The 17688-nt window shown below is 45.7% G+C and carries 20 protein-coding genes; 9 read left to right on the top strand and 11 right to left on the bottom strand.

The genetic code is table 11. From position 1 onward, the window contains the following. Positions 1-8 precede the first annotated feature (8 nt). Positions 9-287, bottom strand: coding sequence for a BufA1 family periplasmic bufferin-type metallophore (locus tag ICL80_RS09885; RefSeq protein WP_228073408.1), 279 nt, complete (start codon positions 285-287; stop codon positions 9-11). Between the two features lie 187 nt (positions 288-474). Here ICL80_RS09885 and ICL80_RS09880 point away from each other — a divergent pair, with 187 nt between their 5' ends. Next, the gene (locus ICL80_RS09880) at positions 475-1131 is read left to right on the top strand and encodes a cyclase family protein (RefSeq protein WP_194211813.1); all 657 of its coding nucleotides are present in this window, start codon (positions 475-477) and stop codon (positions 1129-1131) included. A gap of 16 nt (positions 1132-1147) precedes the next feature. On the opposite strand, the gene ICL80_RS09875 is transcribed toward ICL80_RS09880, so the two are convergent. From ICL80_RS09875 to ICL80_RS09840, 8 genes are read right to left on the bottom strand one after another with little or no spacing between them, the layout of a single operon-like run. Beyond that, a complete protein-coding gene (locus ICL80_RS09875) occupies positions 1148-4264 on the bottom strand; it encodes a tetratricopeptide repeat protein (RefSeq protein WP_194211811.1) in 3117 nt (1038 codons plus the stop codon). After that, positions 4251-4970, bottom strand: a complete 720-nt coding sequence (locus ICL80_RS09870) for an OmpA/MotB family protein (protein ID WP_194211809.1) — start codon at positions 4968-4970, stop codon at positions 4251-4253. Before ICL80_RS09870 ends, ICL80_RS09875 begins: the two co-directional genes overlap by 14 nt. After that, the gene (locus ICL80_RS09865) at positions 4970-5638 is read right to left on the bottom strand and encodes an OmpA family protein (RefSeq protein WP_194211808.1); all 669 of its coding nucleotides are present in this window, start codon (positions 5636-5638) and stop codon (positions 4970-4972) included. The genes ICL80_RS09870 and ICL80_RS09865 overlap by 1 nt, the downstream gene beginning before the upstream one ends. Positions 5639-5661: 23 nt before the next feature. Then, the gene (locus tag ICL80_RS09860) at positions 5662-6312 is read right to left on the bottom strand and encodes a protein phosphatase CheZ (protein ID WP_194211807.1); all 651 of its coding nucleotides are present in this window, start codon (positions 6310-6312) and stop codon (positions 5662-5664) included. A 39-nt stretch (positions 6313-6351) separates the two neighbouring features. After that, positions 6352-7017 (bottom strand): MotE family protein, encoded by a 666-nt coding sequence (locus tag ICL80_RS09855; protein ID WP_194211806.1) that lies wholly within the window; start codon positions 7015-7017, stop codon positions 6352-6354. 28 nt (positions 7018-7045) lie between these two features. Further along, positions 7046-7459 carry a DUF6468 domain-containing protein gene (locus ICL80_RS09850; RefSeq protein ID WP_194211805.1) on the bottom strand — a complete coding sequence of 138 codons (414 nt, stop codon included), beginning with the start codon at positions 7457-7459 and terminating at the stop codon, positions 7046-7048. 4 nt (positions 7460-7463) lie between these two features. Further along, a complete protein-coding gene (gene fliM, locus ICL80_RS09845) occupies positions 7464-8597 on the bottom strand; it encodes a flagellar motor switch protein FliM (protein ID WP_194211804.1) in 1134 nt (377 codons plus the stop codon). Positions 8598-8632: 35 nt separating this feature from the next. Next, complete coding sequence (locus ICL80_RS09840) at positions 8633-9196, bottom strand: flagellar basal body-associated FliL family protein (protein WP_228073406.1); 564 nt, start codon at positions 9194-9196, stop codon at positions 8633-8635. Positions 9197-9542: 346 nt separating this feature from the next. Between ICL80_RS09840 and ICL80_RS09835 the strand changes: the two genes are divergently transcribed. From ICL80_RS09835 to ICL80_RS09820, 4 genes are read left to right on the top strand one after another with little or no spacing between them, the layout of a single operon-like run. Then, entirely contained in the window at positions 9543-10289 is a 747-nt protein-coding gene (locus ICL80_RS09835; RefSeq protein WP_194211802.1) for a flagellar hook-basal body complex protein, read from the top strand. A gap of 27 nt (positions 10290-10316) precedes the next feature. After that, positions 10317-11102, top strand: a complete 786-nt coding sequence (gene flgG, locus ICL80_RS09830; RefSeq protein WP_194211801.1) for a flagellar basal-body rod protein FlgG — start codon at positions 10317-10319, stop codon at positions 11100-11102. A 12-nt stretch (positions 11103-11114) separates the two neighbouring features. Continuing rightward, entirely contained in the window at positions 11115-12110 is a 996-nt protein-coding gene (gene flgA, locus ICL80_RS09825) for a flagellar basal body P-ring formation chaperone FlgA (RefSeq protein WP_194211800.1), read from the top strand. A gap of 15 nt (positions 12111-12125) precedes the next feature. After that, positions 12126-12932 (top strand): flagellar basal body L-ring protein FlgH, encoded by an 807-nt coding sequence (locus ICL80_RS09820; protein WP_194211798.1) that lies wholly within the window; start codon positions 12126-12128, stop codon positions 12930-12932. Between the two features lie 176 nt (positions 12933-13108). Here ICL80_RS09820 and dksA read toward each other — a convergent pair whose 3' ends face one another. Further along, positions 13109-13540 carry an RNA polymerase-binding protein DksA gene (gene dksA / locus ICL80_RS09815; protein WP_228073405.1) on the bottom strand — a complete coding sequence of 144 codons (432 nt, stop codon included), beginning with the start codon at positions 13538-13540 and terminating at the stop codon, positions 13109-13111. A 161-nt stretch (positions 13541-13701) separates the two neighbouring features. Continuing rightward, complete coding sequence (locus tag ICL80_RS09810) at positions 13702-14121, bottom strand: flagellar assembly protein FliX (protein ID WP_228073881.1); 420 nt, start codon at positions 14119-14121, stop codon at positions 13702-13704. A gap of 202 nt (positions 14122-14323) precedes the next feature. On the opposite strand from ICL80_RS09810, the gene ICL80_RS09805 reads away from it, so the two are divergent. The 4 genes from ICL80_RS09805 to ICL80_RS09790 all read left to right on the top strand — a co-directional run bounded on the left by ICL80_RS09805 (position 14324) and on the right by ICL80_RS09790 (position 17674). Then, positions 14324-15451, top strand: a complete 1128-nt coding sequence (locus tag ICL80_RS09805) for a flagellar basal body P-ring protein FlgI (RefSeq protein ID WP_194211794.1) — start codon at positions 14324-14326, stop codon at positions 15449-15451. Beyond that, on the top strand, positions 15452-15793 hold the full coding sequence (locus ICL80_RS09800; protein ID WP_228073404.1) for a rod-binding protein: 342 nt from the start codon (positions 15452-15454) through the stop codon (positions 15791-15793). A 1-nt stretch (position 15794) separates the two neighbouring features. Then, entirely contained in the window at positions 15795-16271 is a 477-nt protein-coding gene (locus tag ICL80_RS09795; protein ID WP_194211793.1) for a hypothetical protein, read from the top strand. A 572-nt stretch (positions 16272-16843) separates the two neighbouring features. Next, entirely contained in the window at positions 16844-17674 is an 831-nt protein-coding gene (locus ICL80_RS09790) for a flagellin (RefSeq protein WP_194211791.1), read from the top strand. Positions 17675-17688: the final 14 nt, after the last annotated feature.

The following is a 17688-nucleotide window of genomic DNA, read 5'->3' as shown; positions in this document are numbered from 1 at the left end:
TTTAAAAATTACATTGCAGCAGGTTCTTTTGAGCCACCCGCTAGACGATCACACATTCCGGCAGGAACATAAACCCATTCCTCTGGGTGTGCATCCTCTGCACTTTGCCCGGCACAGCTATGTGTAGAGGTGCCACAATCATTCATCCCTTTAGCAACCACACCATAGCATTTTTCTTTTTTGGCTTTCATCTCATCATCAGCATGTATGCTTGCCGCAGCAGTCATGGCAAAGGCCACTGCACTTGTCGTGACGAAAGCGGACTTGGCGAACTTAGAAACTTTCATAATGTATCCCCTTCAATTGGCTTTCCTGTCAGTGCACTTTTTTGTGCCTGCCGAAGTATGATTCACTAAATTCACATAAAGATAAAATAATTTTATCATCACGCTTTGGTGAAGCCCTTTAACCACTCTTCATTAGGTCGTATTATATAATCGCTGCTAACACTCTGAAAACTGAGTAGATACCCATATGCCAATAATTGACCTAAGCCACACCATACAGCATGGGCAGACCACTTATAAAGGCCTGCCACCTGTGCATATTTGTGACTATCTATCGAGAGAAGAAAGCAAATCATTATATGCAGAAGGCACTTCTTTCCAAATAGATATGCTCACAATGGTGGGCAATAGCGGCACATATATTGACTCTCCTTTTCACCGGTATGCAGATGGCGACGATCTCTCTACTCTAGCCCTTGAAACAACAACAAACCTTCCTGCACTTGTTATTCGTGCCCCCTATAGCTGTAACTGGCATGCAATTGACGAAGATACGCTTGACGGAAAAGACTTTAAAAACAAAGCTGTTTTGTTTGATACAGGCTGGTCCAAAAAGTTTGGGTCCGATACATATATGGAAAAACACCCGTTTTTGACGAAAGCTACAGCACGCGCCTTGGAAAAAGGCGGCGCTGTTCTTGTTGGAATAGATAGTCACAATATTGATGATATCAGGCTAAATGAAAGACCCGTTCATTCCATTTTACTGAAAAGCGCCATACCCATTGTTGAGCACCTAACAAACCTTAGTGCTTTACCAGACCAAGGTTTTAAATTTTACGCCGCCCCACTAAAGATAAAAGCCGTTGGCACGTTCCCCACACGAGCCTATGCCATTCTTTAAACTGTTTGCTGCTCGCTTACCGCCCAGAGAAATCGCTTCGATAATCACGCATAAACGATTGCAACTTCTCTACACTTGCGATTTGGCTAGCTATCGAGCCAATTTCCCCACGGGTTAAGTCCTGATCATTTGTGAGCAATTCAAAAGCATTTGTAAAATCGCCAGAGCGCATTTGATTGCCGTACCGCCTGCGCATTTCGATCAAGCCCGCCCTGTCTTCGGTAAAAGTCATAGCAATAGCAAGTCGAATAAGGTTTAGCCTTTGAAGAGCGGTTATAGTTTCATTGCGACGCCAGCCGTCTCCTAATAACCTGCGGATTGTTGGTACAAGACGTGACCAGTCCTTCGCACCCCAATAAATATCCGCCCTTAAAATATCAGCCTCAGTACCTCGGTCCTGTTCAATAAGAACTTCGGCTTCTTCGTACTTTTCAAGCTCGATTAAAGCACGAGTTTCCACATGTTGGCGATTTTGGGCAATATCATCTGGCAATCGGGGTTCTCGGGTTGCGCGCAGAATTTCTAATGCATCATTTGGCCGCTCATCGAGAAGGTATATTTTTGCAAGATTTGCAGCAATTTGTGCTCTCGCCGCACCTTCTGTACGGGCTTTTACCTGATATTCAAGAAGCTCTGCTGCCCTCCCAAGCAAATCGACAGACACAAGCCGTTCAGCCAAACGCCTGATCATCAAGTCGCCCTCGGTTCCAAGCGGCGTTAAATCACGAAACTTGTAAAACAAACCAATTGCTGCAACAGGGGTCATTTCATCTGCCCCATTATCAAGGAACAAATACCGGAAAATATCTCCCATACGAAGCAGCATACGTTTTTGTCTTGCTACTTCAGGGTAATAAGAAATGCCCTGCCTTAAGGTTTCAAGAGCTTCCTCATATTTGCCTGCATTTACATACAGGTTAGCCAAGTCATCGAGTAATTGGGATTCAAACCTGTCTCCGCGCCATGCGTACCGAAGCCGCTCAAGCTGATCAATCGCAACACCAACATCAATATCGCCATTTTTAAGGCTAAATTTAATACGGGAGTATCGCGCACGTGCTGAAATCCAACGCTCTCTGGAACCGGACAAATCATCATATTGCGCATATGCCGTTTCATACTGCCCCTGTTTTTCAGAAATACGCGCACTTTGATAAACAGACTCTGCTAGCTGCGCACCGGTCAGCTCGAGCCCATTCAGTAATCCAAGCTCTTGCTGTGCAAGCTCAAGATTGCCTGTTTCAATAGCAGCTCTTATAACTGCAAGCTGAATTTCCGCACGGTCATACTCGTCATATGTTCCCATAACATCACGGCCGCGACGATAATGCTCAAGGCTTTGCTCATATTGGCCCAGTGCTTCCGCAACAAGGGTACGCCAAAGTTCGGCGTCCTGCTCTGCCTCAAGTTCACGGGCAGAGAGATCGCTCATAGCTTCCGTTAATCTACCCTGTTTAAAGTTGGCAACCCCACGAACAGCTAGATATTCAGTATTTTTAGCCAGCAACGGGTCTTCTAGAAGCATTACATTTAATACACCTATACATTCCGCGGCCCTACCATGAGCGAGATAATACCGTGCAAGCTTCCAGCGAACACCATTTCTTTCCTTTTTGGGCTGCAAGGAAAGCTCATACAAAAGTCTGGCTTTATTCTTTCTATATTCCCAAGGTTCACCAATGCGCCAGTTCTCAAAGTCAATTAATCTAGAAAAGCCCGCCTGTATATTATCGCCAATACCCGTTGCGCGGGAAAGCCTTGAAGCTGATAAGATATCATTACCCGTTGACCGCACAATGATGCCGTCTCTAAATCTCTCAACCTCAACAAAATCAGTAAGTGGTGTAATGGCAACACCCTGTGCTGTTTCGAGTAACTCTGCTGCGGCATAACTATAACTTTCCGCTAAACCATTCCCTTGCCGCGCAAGAGGCAGAACAATAATTGTGTCGCCAACATCTGGGTCCTCAACTTCAATTTTGCGGCCAATATCTGTGGCAGAAACATAAATCTGCTGCCCTTGTCCCTCAGACCTGCGCTCTGGCTTCAAGGGGAAACGTGGCTTGGCCGGCGTATCTTTTAAATAAAGCACCCATTTGTTCTGATCGCGCTCAACAACTGCATTCTGATTGGAGCGTATAAACATTCTCAGTACAAAGGCATCAGCATTTGGGCGTTGTTCTATCCGGTTTATACGCCCTGTAACCAAGTTATCCGCTTGATAAATACCCTCTTTATCAAGTTTGCCAATCTGATCAAAAACCACCCACAATACGCCGCCACGTTCAAAAACTGCCGCAGCTGTTGCTTCAGGCCAATCAAAGCTTAAAGAAATTCCATTATCATTTTCAGCGACTGAAACAGGAACAACCTGCGCATCCGTCGCCGCTTGCTCTGTACCCGCAACTACAACACTACCCTTAGGTCGTGGTTCTGGTGCTTCAATGTCTGTGACTGCAGCACTTGGTGCGCTAGGCGGTAAAGCCTGTTCTTTCTCAGGTGCTTTTGGAGTTTCTTTAATCGGCTCTGGATCGTTCTCGCTATTCAAGCTCTGTGGTTCCACACCTGCTTCTTCTTCAGCTTGTGTACCCTGATCAGCAGAGCCTTCTTCGGCATCATTCTTATTTTCATCATCCGCGGACGAGTTGCCACTTGTATCATCCCCCCCGGTTTTCGCTGGCCCATTTGCCGCTGAACTTGGCAGCAAGGGTTGTGGTTTGGGCAAAGTTGACCCGGCATCACCGCCATAAATATCGATGATTAAGAACTCGCCTGATCTAAAATCGCGCGGTGAAACATTAGGTAACACATCAAAGGTTATAATAGTTTCATTCAGGTTTCTAGTTATGACCGGGTTACCAACTTGCCTTAGATCTGCATTTTCAACAGCCATCATATTAGGGCTTAAATTACCTTGAAAATATATCCTGAGCTTCGTGCCGGTTAATGCAATCCGGTAAACAGTTGTGGCAGGCACCCCAAAACCCAGTCGGGCATAACCAGAAAGCTGGGCCGCTTGAACCACAACAGCCTGCTGCCCAACCTGAGCATAAACCGAAGGGCTGATTGCAAAGGCAATAGCCAACACGCTCGCCTTAGATACTTTCGCCAAATATCGCTTAAAACAGATCATACAACCCCTTTTCTCTGCTTTCTGCGACAATGATAATATCAACCCGCTCATCAAAGGCCATATCGGCGATTGTATCCGTTTCAGCATTTCCTGTATCTGCATAGCCTAGGACAGTGATTGGCTCCGTATATCCTGCATCAGACATCATGCCCGCCACGATACGCGCGCGCACCATTGAAAGTTCCCAGTTAGACCGGTACCGACCATTGATAATCGGAGCTGAATCTGTATGCCCCGCTACCTTTATATGATTATCAATTTGCACAAAAGTGCCCGCCATTTGCTTTAGCGCTTTCTCCACACCAGGTTGAAGTATTGTATCTTTCCGAACAAATAAAAGACTGGCTGGAATGGATATAACAACACCACCCTGAACCCTCGTCACCCTGGACCCTTCGAAAACTGCCTGTTTCACCATAGCTCTCTCGAACAAAACTTGAAGATAATTCAAGTTTAGGCCTTTACCCTTTCTTGTCTTTATTTGTTCAACATCCGTTATTTCTTCAATTACAACCTTTGGCCGCGAAGGGTTAAACTCATAAGTCATTGTATCTACAACGGCTTTCCAGCTTTCAAAACGCACAGAACTCATTGAAAATAGCAAAACAAAAAATGTTAGTAACAGCGATAGCAAATCAGCAAAAGTGAGCATCCAGGCTGCACCATCCTGCTTGGTAGTAGCTATTCTTTGATCATTCCTAAACACTACCGCCTTACCCCCGCAACAGGTTGGGGGGCACTATAAAAAGCCGCTAAAATTTTTCCTTCCGGCACAGCAACAAACCCGGTTGTGAAGATGCCATCAGGAATACCCTGCTGCTGCAAATAACGCGCAACAGCACCAGCTCGTCGTGTCGCAATTTCCTGTGACCGCGTCATCTCTCTAGCCACGGCACCAGTACCTGAACCAAACATGATGGCCATTTGTTGCTTATGTGATCTTGGTGCCTGCTGTACGACTTTAATCAATTGGTCCAGAAAAGGGCTCATATCATCCCGAATACGCATAGAGCCTGGTTCAAACAAATAATCCGCAGGAAACTCAACCTCAAAAACATTCCCGCCATTACTCGAAAACCTGCCTTCAATATTCATTTCAGATAGAAAAGCTTGATGAACACTTTTCAACACCGCATCGCTCGCTGGTACATCTTCACCTTCTGGGTCAAAGGGTTTAGGGTTAGTAGGCTGGTTGGCTTTTTGAAAAGTATTATTCACACTTTCCATCGCATCCATAGCCCTTGACGCAGCGTGCTCAGATACAGCATTCATCAAAATAAAAAATGCCAGCAAAATAAGATAAAGTGCAACAAACAGTCCCATAGTTGGGTCTGTTCCAAAAAGGCGTTTAGTTTGATGATCTTCATGCATCATAATGCAGTGCCATACCTTGCCTGTTAATCAAAACTTGCCAAAATTGCATCAATTTCATCCTGACTGTTGCCCTCACCTTCAAGTTGCGGGCCGTGCAGTAAATCATCCGCGTCAACAGCAATGCCGTCTTCATCAATTTCCAACTCGGCCTCATCCGGAGCGACATAGTCATCACCGATAGCATCAGCAAGAGCATTCAGCCGTTCTTCAAGATGCTCAAGAGTGCGGGTTACTTTTGTAATACGCTGTCCCGTGATATCCTGAAAACTTGATGCCTGAAAAAGGTTCGTAGCAATATCATTCAGCTTAACTGCGGTATCATCGTCTACGTCTTCCGCAATCGCTCCAATCTGGTCTGCGGCATCCATAATAGAGCTGGCAGCAACTTCAGTTGCACTTACAACTGCATCAAGCTGTATTCCAGCATCAGGTATGTCCCGGTTCGATAAAGACTTGGCCTGCATACCGACCAATTCTTCTTTAGCTGCCCCAATAAACTGTAAAAGCTCCCTCAGCTCTACTGCAATTTTATCAAGGCCGTCATCATGGGTTGTGCCCTCGACAAGAGCACCCACGACACCTGCAATATCATCAACTGACACACTATCGCCTGATGTGTCCCTTAATGTTTTAACCCGATCTTCAAGTGTTATGACTTTTGCCTGACTTGCCATAAACTTTCGCTCCTATTCCCCTACCAAATTTAAAGAGGCCTAATTGTCCCCTTGTAACTCACTTATCCCAGGTGGCTGTGCTCTGGTAGCAAGCTCTGTTGTGAGTGCAGATGCCCTGTTTGGACTCATTTTTTCCATTAATGCCGCAACTTTGTTGGGCTTCATACGCGTTACAAGATCTAGCTGCGTTTGCAATGACAAAACTTCAAAACGAGGTGCGGCCTCTTTTGGCTTCATCGTTTCATACACTTTTACAATTGATTGCAGTTGCTCATTCTCGCGCTCTTCATATAAGCGCAGGTGCCCTTTAATCTGCTGCTCCAACGCTTGCAATTGAACAATTTTATCGTCGATTCTTTTTTCTGTGCTGGAAAGAAGCTGCTCTTGAAGCTCTAGTTGATTTGACCGCTGCTCAAGCTCTACCCGGCGTTGACGTAACTGGGTAATGATTTCCATTTCTTCATTATCAGGTAAACCAACAATGATCGGAGCCCTCGCGGCTTCGCCTCCAACGTCAGCATGTGCTGTTTCCGTTTTTTCTTCTGCTTTAGTAGCGGCCTCTGCAGCATTCTCTTCCGCTATCACAGGTATCTCGAGAAAATTCAAACCCGTATAGATATCAACAGCGCGCAGCGATAAAGAAACCAACGCCACCATAATCAGCATCGGGAATAAACGTATTCGGGAAATAATGGTATTTCGCATTATTTATATAACCTTTCGCAAAAAAACATCAGCGCGCCTCACGAAGAGCAGCTAAAATTTCTTCCTGCTGTTTTTTATTTGTTCCTTTATCTATGGCGGGCTTACCATCTCCTTGCGTTAAACCTTTTTCGATGCGGTCCGCAAGGTTATTGCCTGCCTCAGTAATAAGGGATAACTCGTCGGCTATTGCCGATGCTTTTTGAACTTCGACTTTAAGTCGGCCCTCAATATCACTCGCAGACTTCCCCAAGGTTCCAACACTACGCTGTGCTTCAAAAACAGCAGTATTTAACCTATCAACCAAATCTCTAAGTTCGGTTTGGCCTTCCTTGATAACAGATAGCTTACGATACACAATCAGGCAGACAATGATTACCGCAAACAGTAAAACAGCCAGAACACTGTCAACTATCAGTTCAGGAATTGCTATGGAACCCGTCATAATCTTAATCCAAATCTAGGTTTTGCAGGCGCTCTGCCGTCTGCCGTATTTGAACTGCAACGTGCTGACCAGACCGGCCAATAGCACCGCTTACCATAGGCACATTACCGCATTTCAAAACCACATCATCTTTTGGCGACTTGTTAAATAGAATGGTTTGACCCACCTTAAAATTCATGACTTCGCCCAAAGTCATATTGGTTTCATCCATAATGGCCAGCAAATCTACATTCGCACGCCAAAGCTCTGTAGCCAAATGCGTTTCCCAAATGGTATCGCGGCCAAATTTTTCCCCCATAAAGCGCTGCAGAAGAAGCTCGCGAACAGGCTCAAGCGTTGCATAAGGGAACAGAATTTCGCACCTGCCGCCACGGTCTTCCATATCAACGCGCAGTTTAATAAGAACTGCGGCATTAGGCGGCCGGGCAATAGTAGCAAATCTCGGATTAGTCTCTAGTCGGTCAAAGGTAAAGTTCACGGGGCTAAGCGGTTCAAACGCACCACACATGTCTTTCAAAATAACCGAGATCATCCGCTCAACCAGAGTTTGCTCAATCGTTGTATAAGGCCGCCCTTCAATTCTCATGGCAGCCGTTCCTCGGCGGCCACCAAGCAGAACGTCAACAATCGAATAAATCAAACTGGAATCAATGGTCATCAAACCATAGTTATCCCACTCCTCTGCCCTGAACACCGCCAGCATCGCCGGTAAAGGGATAGAGTTTAGATAATCACCAAACCTCACAGAGGTTATATTATCCAGAGACACTTCAATATTGTCGGATGTAAAATTCCGGAGAGATGTGGACATCATCCGCACCATCCGATCAAATACGATATCCAGCATAGGTAGGCGTTCATATGAAACGAGCGCACTGTTTATAAGAGCGTGAATACCGGTTACATCATCGTTACCATTGTCGCCGTCAAAGCCTAAAAGGCTATCGATCTCATTCTGGTCAAGAACACGGCCAGGTGAAGGCCCGCCTGAATCATCAGCTTCAGCATCGCCGTCATCAGCCATAGCTTCCCATTCAGCAGCCATGGCATCTTGGTCAGCGTCATCGTCGCCGCCCGCCATTGCTTCCCATTCCGCCGCTACGGCATCATCATCAATTGGTTCGTCTTCGTCAGCCATTTATCTTTTTCCTGACATAGCCTTATGTCTTATCATTACTGGCCCTGCACTAAAAACTGGCGGAACAGAACATCTTTAACCCGTGTTGGAGCAACAGCCTGATTAATACGCATTAACAGTTCTTCTTTAAGCCTGAATATACCTGCCGCGCCATCCAAGTCTTCAGGGCGCAATTCTCGCATATAGGCATTAAACTCATCAAGAATACGAGGCATCTTGGCATTAATCTCGGCGCGATAGCTTTCACGATCAACTTCCAGAGATATTTTGGCCTGTAAAAAACTGGTACCTTGTCCGCCTGTGTTCAGATTGTATAGCTGATCTGGCAGCTCAACAAAAAGCGCCTGCAATTCTTCAACCGGCTTGTCCTCTTCCAGCTTTGCCTGTTCGCGGTGCTCGGCAGCTTCTGCCGCCATTTTTTCAATAACCGCATCTTCTCCTGTATCCTCTTCATGCTCGCCGCCAAAAAACGACATAACACCCATCACGATAATCAGGAGAACAACGAGTGCTGCAACAATAACAACAAGCTTTTTGCCGCTAAACTTCTTTCGTTCCAGACCTTCAACCAGTTCGGCTTCACCTAGTGTTTCTTCCATGTCACCCGCCATTAAATTGCCATTCCGTTAATTTGCCTGATCCGGTATGCGAATTCTGGACCAACTATATTATCAGAGCCTTAAGAAAACTTTACCTTTAATTCTTTATGGTTAACAACCATTTCTATGAATTTTTATTATAGCGCATTCCTGCCTGCACACCAAATCAACCTTCTCGGCAAATATTGACGGCAATAATTTCCAACTGTCACCATTGGTATCTGCCCGCTTTTTAGCAACCCATTGAAAAATAATCATATTATAAGTTGGCACACTTCATGCTCTTACTTTTGGCAAATAACTGTGAAAACACAGAAACCATATCTGCGAATGCAGGAGAAGAATAATGGATACCGCACTTTATGTCGGGTTGGCTCACAAAGCAGCACTTAAAAGGCGAATGGATGTCGTGGCACACAATATCGCCAATATGTCTACAACCGCCTTCAACAAGGAACGCGTTGTCTTTAGACAGCTGTTAATGGATGCGCCCGGCGCTGAAGCAACAGTTGGAGGCAAGATTTCCTACGTGCAGGATTACGGCATTATCCGTAACCTTAACCCTGGGACCATGATTCCATCCTCGAATCCGCTTGATGTTTTCATCAAGGGAAGAGGCTATATTCCTGTTCAGAATAAAGAGGGCGAAACCCTTTACACCCGTAATGGCCGCATGATGATAGATAACAACAGAAACCTCACCCTACTTTCTGGTGAGCTTGTTCTGGATGATTCTGGTCAGCCCATTTTGTTTGATGATGACGACTTCGACGTTCACATTTCCGACGATGGTACAATTTCAACAAACAATGGTGATAAAGGCAAAATTGGCCTAGCTCAGTTTAGTAACGAGCAAGACATGAAACGTCGTGGGTCTTCCTTATATGAAACCACTCAGGCCCCGGTTGCTCAAGATAACATGACAGATATCGCTTTACGTTCAAAAGCCTACGAGGGCTCAAACGTAAACTCTATTGAAGCAATGACAGAGATGATCGATGTCATGCGAGCTTACGAAAAAGCATCACAAACTGAATCAAGTTACGATGACCTGAGAAAAGATGCCCTCAAACGGCTATCGCAAGTGCGTTAAGCCAAGGCCTGAGGAAAGGATAATATTATGAAATCACTTAGTACCGCCGCAACAGGCATGCTTGCACAGCAGTTGAACATTGAGGTGATATCAAACAATATCGCCAACATGAACACCACGGGCTTCAAACGCCAGCGCGCAGAGTTTCAAGACCTTTTATACCAAAACATTGAACGAGTGGGTGCCAGTTCATCTGATGCAGGAACTGTTGTTCCAAGCGGCATTCAGGTAGGTGTTGGTGTACGCGCTGCGGGTGTTTACCGGATATCGGATCAAGGGGCCTTGCAAAATACTGGCAACCTCTATGATCTCGCCATAAACGGTAAAGGATACTTCCGTATTCAGCTACCTGACGGACAGGATGCTTATACACGAGCGGGGTCTTTCCAGATTGACCAAAATGGACAGTTAGTTACCCCTGAAGGCTATGCTGTACAGCCTGCTGTTAACTTCCCCCAAGGGGCCGTTGATGTCTCCATCAATGAGCAAGGCGAAATTAGCGTGAAACTTGATGGCCAGCCAAATCCTCAACAAATTGGCCAACTTGATCTCGCTATTTTTCCAAACGAAATTGGGCTGGAAGCAATCGGCAACAACCTTTTCCTTGAATCACAAGCGTCAGGCGCTGCCAACCTTAGCAGCCCGGGTCAGGACGGCTTTGGGGTCGTCATGCAAGGATTCCTTGAAAATTCAAACGTGAACGCGGTTGGTGAAATCACAGCCATGATTTCAGCACAGCGTGCCTATGAATTGAACTCAAAAGTAATTCAAACATCTGACGAAATGCTTCAGGCAGCAAATAACCTTCGCTAATAGGAGCTAACAATGTTTTCAACCGCCTCAGATAACAACAAATGCAAAAGCATGATGCGTACATTTTTGATGCTTGTTACAACCAGCATCACCAGCACGTATCTTGCGCCCGCCTATGCTGCTGATCTACTGGAAAACCCAGTTATTGAAGATAGCGTAGTTCGGCTTGCAGATATATTTTCTGGCACGGCTGAAAAAGGCAACGAAATTGTTATGCAGGCCCCAGAACCGGGTAAACGTCTTGTTGTAACAAGCTATGAACTAGACCGGCTGGCCAAGGCGTATGAATTGGACTGGGAACGCCCTGTTTATCTGAAACGTATCTATCTGCAACGCGAAGGTGAGGCATTCACTTTGGATGACCTTGAGCCAATCATAAAAGGCTTGCTACAAGAAAACGGCGTGCACTCGGATGTTGAAATCAAGCTCTATGGTCGCCAGTCAGGGCATTATCTACCTGTTGGCTACAGCGTTGAAGATATCACATGGAAAAGCTTCACCCTTAGCGACAGAAAAGATCGCTTTATTGCGGTCATCGAGGTGCCCACGGGAGACGTTATTCCCAATGAGTTACGGCTTACAGGAAGCATTCAAGAGGTTAGTCTCATGCCGGTCTTAAACCGCATGATTACCCCCGGAGAAATCATTACAAAAAGTGATATTTCATGGGAAAAGCAGCCAACCAGGCAAATCAACAGAAATTCGATTGTCAGCAGCCAGCAGCTTATTGGCCAAACAGTAAGCAGAGCACTGCAAGTGGGAAGCCCTTTAAGAACAAATGACATCGCAACACCCGTGATGATTGAGAAAGGTGCTTTCGTGACCATGACATTCCAGCAAGGTGCTTTGTTGCTCTCCGTTGAAGGTCGGGCGCTTGATGATGGCGGCAAAGGCGACATTATCCGGGTTATGAACTCAAAGAGCAAACAAAGCCTTGAAGCAAAAGTTATATCACCGAGCACAGTTGAGGTGCAGTCATCTGCCTTTCAACAGGTAGCTACACGGTAAAGAAGGAGACACAAAATGATTGGCACATTTGTTAAAAAAGCTGGCCTTACTGTGGCCCTTCTATCGGTCGCCGCTTGCGGTGCAGCAGAACGTATTGGTGATATTGGCAAAGCCCCTGATATGACCCCTATAAAAGATATCAAAGCTCCGGTTACAGAGCGGTCTATCAGTTTGCCCATGCCATCTAGTGAACCAACAACCTATCAACCAAATTCGCTTTGGCGCACAGGGGCCAGGGCCTTCTTTAAAGATCAGCGCGCCTCAAAAATTGGCGACATTCTGACAGTCAATATTGCTATTTCAGACAGCGCGCAAATTGGCAACACAACATCTCGTGCCCGCACAACAGCGGAAGATGCGGGGCTGAGTAATTTTTTAGGGCTTGAAGCTGCGATCCCTCACCTGCTTTATGGTACAAACCCCGATACGGGCGCGGCAGGCAATGGCACCCGAAAAGCCGCGGCAGCAGCAGCTTTTGCGCCAGACACAATGGTAACTGCTGATGCCACATCAAGCTATAACGGCACTGGCTCTGTAAACCGCAGTGAAGCTATCAATATGACAGTCGCCGCAATCGTTACAGATGTCCTGCCAAATGGAAACATGGTTATTCAGGCGCGCCAAGAAGTCCGTGTAAACTTTGAAAAGCGGGAAATGTTGCTTGCCGGCATTGTCCGCCCAGAAGATATTTCATCTTCGAATGAAATATCTCACACCAAGATTGCCGAAGCCCGCATTTCATATGGGGGCAAGGGGCAAATTACCGATGTCCAACAGCCTCGTTATGGGACCCAGCTGTACGACATTGTATTTCCATTTTAACAATTTAAGAGGAGATGTCTAACGGAAGACTAGGAATTTACTTACCGAATAAAGCCAACTCAATTCTGCATTATGTGCAGTGGCCGGAAGCCCCCAGTGGCTACCGGCCCTTTTTTCATATAAAAAAGGGAGCCAATCAATAGCCCCCCTCTTCCCTTGATCAATGTCTTTGATGTTTATTCGTCGCGGTGAACTTTTTCAGCACGCTCATGAGCTTCCTGCGCCTCAATCGTCATAGTCGCAATAGGCCGTGCATCAAGCCGTTTCAAGCTTATTGGCTCGCCAGTAACTTCACAGTACCCATATTCACCTTCATCAATTCTGCGAATAGCAGAATCAATTTTCGAAACAAGTTTTCTCTGCCTGTCTCGCGTGCGCAGCTCAACAGACCAATCCGTTTCTGAAGATGCACGGTCAGCAATATCTGGCTCGCGCAAATTGTCCTGTTGTAAATTTTGCAGGGTTTCTGCAGATTCCCTGAGTATATCTTCACGCCATGCTATTAATTTTTGGCGAAAATACTCAAGCTGCAGTTCATTCATAAATTCTTCGTCGGGTGATGGCATATAGCCTTCGGGTAATTTCATTGCCGTTGTAGTTTGTGTCATTGCCACTTCCAAACAAAATAATCACTCAGAGCTTACACCTCGGAACACGTAAAAAAAGCTCGGGCGTTATATAATGGCTTCAAACGCAACAAACAAGCGGAATAAGCATCAACTGCAGCTAATCATCAAAAACAGTAGAAAAAATAATATGATAGAGAGAATTATTCACCGTACTTAGCAAGCTCAACTTCGGCTCTAAGCTCTATATCAGCTAAAATTTCGTTCAATCGGTCATCGCCGGTTTTAGATTTTTGATTCCGAGCCATGTCTGCAAGGTTCCTAAGGTTAGGCATAGAAATAGCCCCTAGAAGAATCCCTTTTCGAATATCATCAAGCAAGCTCAGCATTTCTTCTGCCCGGGCAAGCCCTTTTGAACGCCCATCAGTACTATCTGTCACTCCCTGCAATGCAAGAAGCGCATCCACAGAAGCAATACCAGAGGTCCCCCTGACAGATTGAGCTGGAGTGGAGTCAGACGAACCCGACACCTGACTACTAAAAACACTACCAGAAGACCCCTTAGATGAAGATGTCTTCTTGAGCGTTTTTGACTGAACTGGACCTGAACCTGTAATTTTCATAGCCACAACTTATGCCTAACTGCTGAAGAGAGCAAGCCCTGCTTGGTTTACCGGCAACAAATTCCGCTTCTGCAACCATAATTAAGAATAATGCAATTAAAACAGCAGCGTATACCAACAACAGCGGTTGGCACAAAACTCGCATATATAAGCCCGAAGAACTGGAATAAGGCAATATTAGCCGCAAAACCGGATAGTTGTTATGGTAAATGCAAATCGATTCACACTCATATTCTCTGCTCTTATTGCTCTGGCATTCATGGCTGGAACATCAGTGCAAGCAGCGACTTCTCGCATTAAGGATATTGTTGCAATTGAGGGAATCCGCGAAAACCAATTGATCGGTTACGGTCTGGTTGTGGGCCTTAACGGTACAGGTGATACACTCCGTAATGCGCCATATACCGAGCAAAGCCTAACAGCCATGCTGGAACGGCTCGGCGTAAACGCCAAAGGCACAACAATGCGCCCGGAAAATATTGCCGCTGTTATGGTAACAGCAAACCTCCCTGCATTTTCACGCCAAGGCACACGTATAGATGTTTCTGTTAGCTCAATGGGTGATGCGAGCAATCTCTCTGGCGGCACACTGATTGCCACGCCATTAATGGGTGCAGACGGCGAAGTGTATGCGGTTGCCCAAGGCGCGGTTGCAACAGCTGGTTTTGCGGCCGCAGGTGAAGCGGGCTCTGTTGTTCAAGGTGTACCAACAAACGGTCGCATTGCAAACGGTGGTATTGTTGAGCGGGAAATCCCTTTTGAACTACGTGATATGTCATCGCTCAAACTATCTCTTCATAACCCAGACCTGACGACAGCACGCCGTATTGCAACCGCCATTAACGGGTATTTACAAAATGATATTGCTCGGTCGCTTGATCCTGCAACTGTGCTGCTAACGCGCCCAATTGGGTACCGCCTATCTATGGTAGATCTGCTAACAGACATTGAAAAATTAAGCGTTCAACCTGAAAATAAAGCACGGGTTATTATTGATGAACGTACCGGCATTATTGTTATGGGCAATGAAGTACGCATTAATTCAGTCGCCATTGCACAGGGCAACCTTGTCATTCGTATTTCCGAGCAACCCCAAGTATCCCAGCCTGGCGCCTTTTCACAAGGCGGCCAAACCGAAGTCGTACAACGTTCAGCCGTTGATGTTGAGGAAACAGGCACAGAGCATATCGCGGTTCTGCCACCCTCCGTTACACTGCAAGAACTGGTGGATGGCCTAAACTCACTCAAAATTGGTCCCCGTGACATGATCGCTATTCTGCAGGCTTTAAAAGCCGCAGGGGCCATGCAAGCTGAATTGCAGGTGATGTAAATGCAAACCCAGATATTCAATGTAGCGCAATCACAGCTTATGGACGCCCAGTCCCTTGCGGCAAAAGCAAGGGTGGACAGCAGTTCATCTGCTCTAAAAAACGCTAATAAAGACTCTCTTAGAGAAGCAGCTGAAGATTTTGAAGCCGTTTTTATTGCGCAAATGATGAAACCAATGTTTGACACAATTAACCGCGAGGGTGGCTCTATGTCAGGCGGTTCAGCAGAAGAAATATATCAGTCCATGATGGTTGAAGAAGTTGGCAAATCTATCGCTAAGAGTGGCGGCATAGGTATTGCCGACAATGTTTACCGTGAACTTCTTAAGCTACAGGAGCACTAAAATGCCCCTTGATCCAATCCCTCATGACATAGAAGAAAGTGCTCCGGTTCTATCTGGCCACGGCGCCAAACTGGCTAAATTAACGATTGAGTTAACAGATATTATTGCCCGAGAAACAGACTTACTCAAAAAACGGCTACCGCGTGAAGCACAAAGCTTACATGCCGCCAAAAGCCGCTTGATGGCTGAATACACCGCTACACTGAATAATTTAAAAGTGAACGAAAAGCTCTTGGGTCCAAGCGATTCCCCTGCCCGCAAATATTTGAGAAAACTTACAGATCTCTTACGGGAAACACTAAGGGATCATGCTCGCATTATCCTGCGTTTAAAAGCCGTTGCCGAAGGCATTATTAAAAGTGTTGGTGAAGAGGTTGTGAAAAAAAATCGCCCTGTAATGGCTTATGGACGAAATGCATCTTATCAACCCCTGAAAGGTGCACGGCCAACGTCGCTTCAAATTAATCAGGTTATTTAATTAAATGGCTGTCCAACCAGTTAGAGCTGGCGCGGTTCTCCAACACCTTCTTAGTATCGCTAAACCTTTCTCCCAAAAGCCAGCCACTAATCTTTTTGTTGCAGTCTTGCGTGATCAGCTATCAGGCAACAACCCGGCCCCTCAGCAATTCCAAATACATACCTTAATGGGCAGACCTGTCATTTTCATTCCAACACAAATGTTTGAAATGGGTGCTGCATGCGTACCCCAAAAATCAACTGATAAGCGAAATCAAAAATCACGCAAAACACTGCGAAACTCAACAAACACACCCTTGTTTAATCTAGGCAAAAAATAACACACAACTGTTTTTTACCTACCTTAAGAAATCCGCATGTCAATTTCTCCCGGCAGATGTTGCACAAACCGACAAAAGATTCCTCCTTCACAATTTAACGCCCGGTCAACATTTTCGCGAAAATTCAAAATATTTTAATTTATTATTTAATTTCAATGACTTAAAAAAAATAAAAAACTGGCACACTCATTGCTTTATTCAATGCAGGCCGAATAATCGGCAATGGAAAAACGTCATAATGAGGAGAGGTTAAATGACCTTTTCAATTAATGTTAATGCAAGCGCTCTAAACGCTTTACGTAATCTGAATATTACCGGTAAAGAGCTGGAAAATACGCAGACAAAAATTAACACGGGCTTGAAAATTTCATCTGCAAAAGATAATGCTGCAGTATATTCAATCGCGCAAAAGTTGCGCGGTGACCTACGCGGGCTAAACGCCGTTCAGCAATCACTTGATCGTGGTGTATCTACTGTAGACGTGGCACTCGCTGCAGCAACAGCCATTTCAGACCTTCTCCTTGAAATGAAAGAGAAAGCCGTTGCCGCCGCTGACCAAGGCTTGGATACCACAAGCCGGGCGGCCCTTTCACAAGATTTCACATCGCTGCGTGACCAGATAAACACTATTATTAATAACGCGGCATTCAATGGCACAAACCTGATTGACGACGGCACTGACGCTATCGTGGCAATCACGAATGCAGATGCCACACAGACCCTTACAGTTTCCCACCAAGACCTTACTCTTGGCGGCGGAAACATCTCTATCACCTCGACACAAAGTATTGCGACACAAGATACAGCCTCGGCTGCGGTAACTGATATTGGCGAATCTATTATTCGCTTGAATGCTGTATTGACAAGGCTCGGCTCTGGCTCAACGTCACTAGAGCAAAACCGTAGTTTTTCCGGTAAACTTGCTGATGTGATAGAAGTCGGCATTGGTAACCTTGTTGATGCTGACATGGCAAAAGAAAGTGCAAACTTACAGGCCCTCCAAGTGAAGCAACAACTTGGTATTCAGGCACTCTCGATTGCCAACCAGTCACCTCAGTCTATCCTGTCTCTGTTCCAGAGCTAATAACCGCACAGGTA

Source organism: Kordiimonas pumila, from assembly GCF_015240255.1.
Taxonomy (GTDB): domain Bacteria; phylum Pseudomonadota; class Alphaproteobacteria; order Sphingomonadales; family Kordiimonadaceae; genus Kordiimonas; species Kordiimonas pumila.
Note: the sequence above shows the minus strand (reverse complement) of the source record. Positions and strands in the feature narration are given on the sequence as shown.

Bases quoted from the DNA above. Each gene is read 5' to 3' on its own strand.
- ICL80_RS09885 (WP_228073408.1), bottom strand. From the start codon at position 287: ATGAAAGTTTCTAAGTTCGCCAAGTCCGCTTTCGTCACGACAAGTGCA.
- ICL80_RS09880 (WP_194211813.1), top strand. From the start codon at position 475: ATGCCAATAATTGACCTAAGCCACACCATACAGCATGGGCAGACCACT.
- ICL80_RS09875 (WP_194211811.1), bottom strand. From the start codon at position 4,264: ATGATCTGTTTTAAGCGATATTTGGCGAAAGTATCTAAGGCGAGCGTG.
- ICL80_RS09865 (WP_194211808.1), bottom strand. From the start codon at position 5,638: ATGATGCATGAAGATCATCAAACTAAACGCCTTTTTGGAACAGACCCA.
- ICL80_RS09860 (WP_194211807.1), bottom strand. From the start codon at position 6,312: ATGGCAAGTCAGGCAAAAGTCATAACACTTGAAGATCGGGTTAAAACA.
- ICL80_RS09855 (WP_194211806.1), bottom strand. From the start codon at position 7,017: ATGCGAAATACCATTATTTCCCGAATACGTTTATTCCCGATGCTGATT.
- ICL80_RS09850 (WP_194211805.1), bottom strand. From the start codon at position 7,459: ATGACGGGTTCCATAGCAATTCCTGAACTGATAGTTGACAGTGTTCTG.
- fliM (WP_194211804.1), bottom strand. From the start codon at position 8,597: ATGGCTGACGAAGACGAACCAATTGATGATGATGCCGTAGCGGCGGAA.
- ICL80_RS09840 (WP_228073406.1), bottom strand. From the start codon at position 9,196: ATGGAAGAAACACTAGGTGAAGCCGAACTGGTTGAAGGTCTGGAACGA.
- ICL80_RS09835 (WP_194211802.1), top strand. From the start codon at position 9,543: ATGGATACCGCACTTTATGTCGGGTTGGCTCACAAAGCAGCACTTAAA.
- flgG (WP_194211801.1), top strand. From the start codon at position 10,317: ATGAAATCACTTAGTACCGCCGCAACAGGCATGCTTGCACAGCAGTTG.
- flgA (WP_194211800.1), top strand. From the start codon at position 11,115: ATGTTTTCAACCGCCTCAGATAACAACAAATGCAAAAGCATGATGCGT.
- ICL80_RS09820 (WP_194211798.1), top strand. From the start codon at position 12,126: ATGATTGGCACATTTGTTAAAAAAGCTGGCCTTACTGTGGCCCTTCTA.
- dksA (WP_228073405.1), bottom strand. From the start codon at position 13,540: ATGACACAAACTACAACGGCAATGAAATTACCCGAAGGCTATATGCCA.
- ICL80_RS09810 (WP_228073881.1), bottom strand. From the start codon at position 14,121: ATGAAAATTACAGGTTCAGGTCCAGTTCAGTCAAAAACGCTCAAGAAG.
- ICL80_RS09805 (WP_194211794.1), top strand. From the start codon at position 14,324: ATGGTAAATGCAAATCGATTCACACTCATATTCTCTGCTCTTATTGCT.
- ICL80_RS09800 (WP_228073404.1), top strand. From the start codon at position 15,452: ATGCAAACCCAGATATTCAATGTAGCGCAATCACAGCTTATGGACGCC.
- ICL80_RS09795 (WP_194211793.1), top strand. From the start codon at position 15,795: ATGCCCCTTGATCCAATCCCTCATGACATAGAAGAAAGTGCTCCGGTT.
- ICL80_RS09790 (WP_194211791.1), top strand. From the start codon at position 16,844: ATGACCTTTTCAATTAATGTTAATGCAAGCGCTCTAAACGCTTTACGT.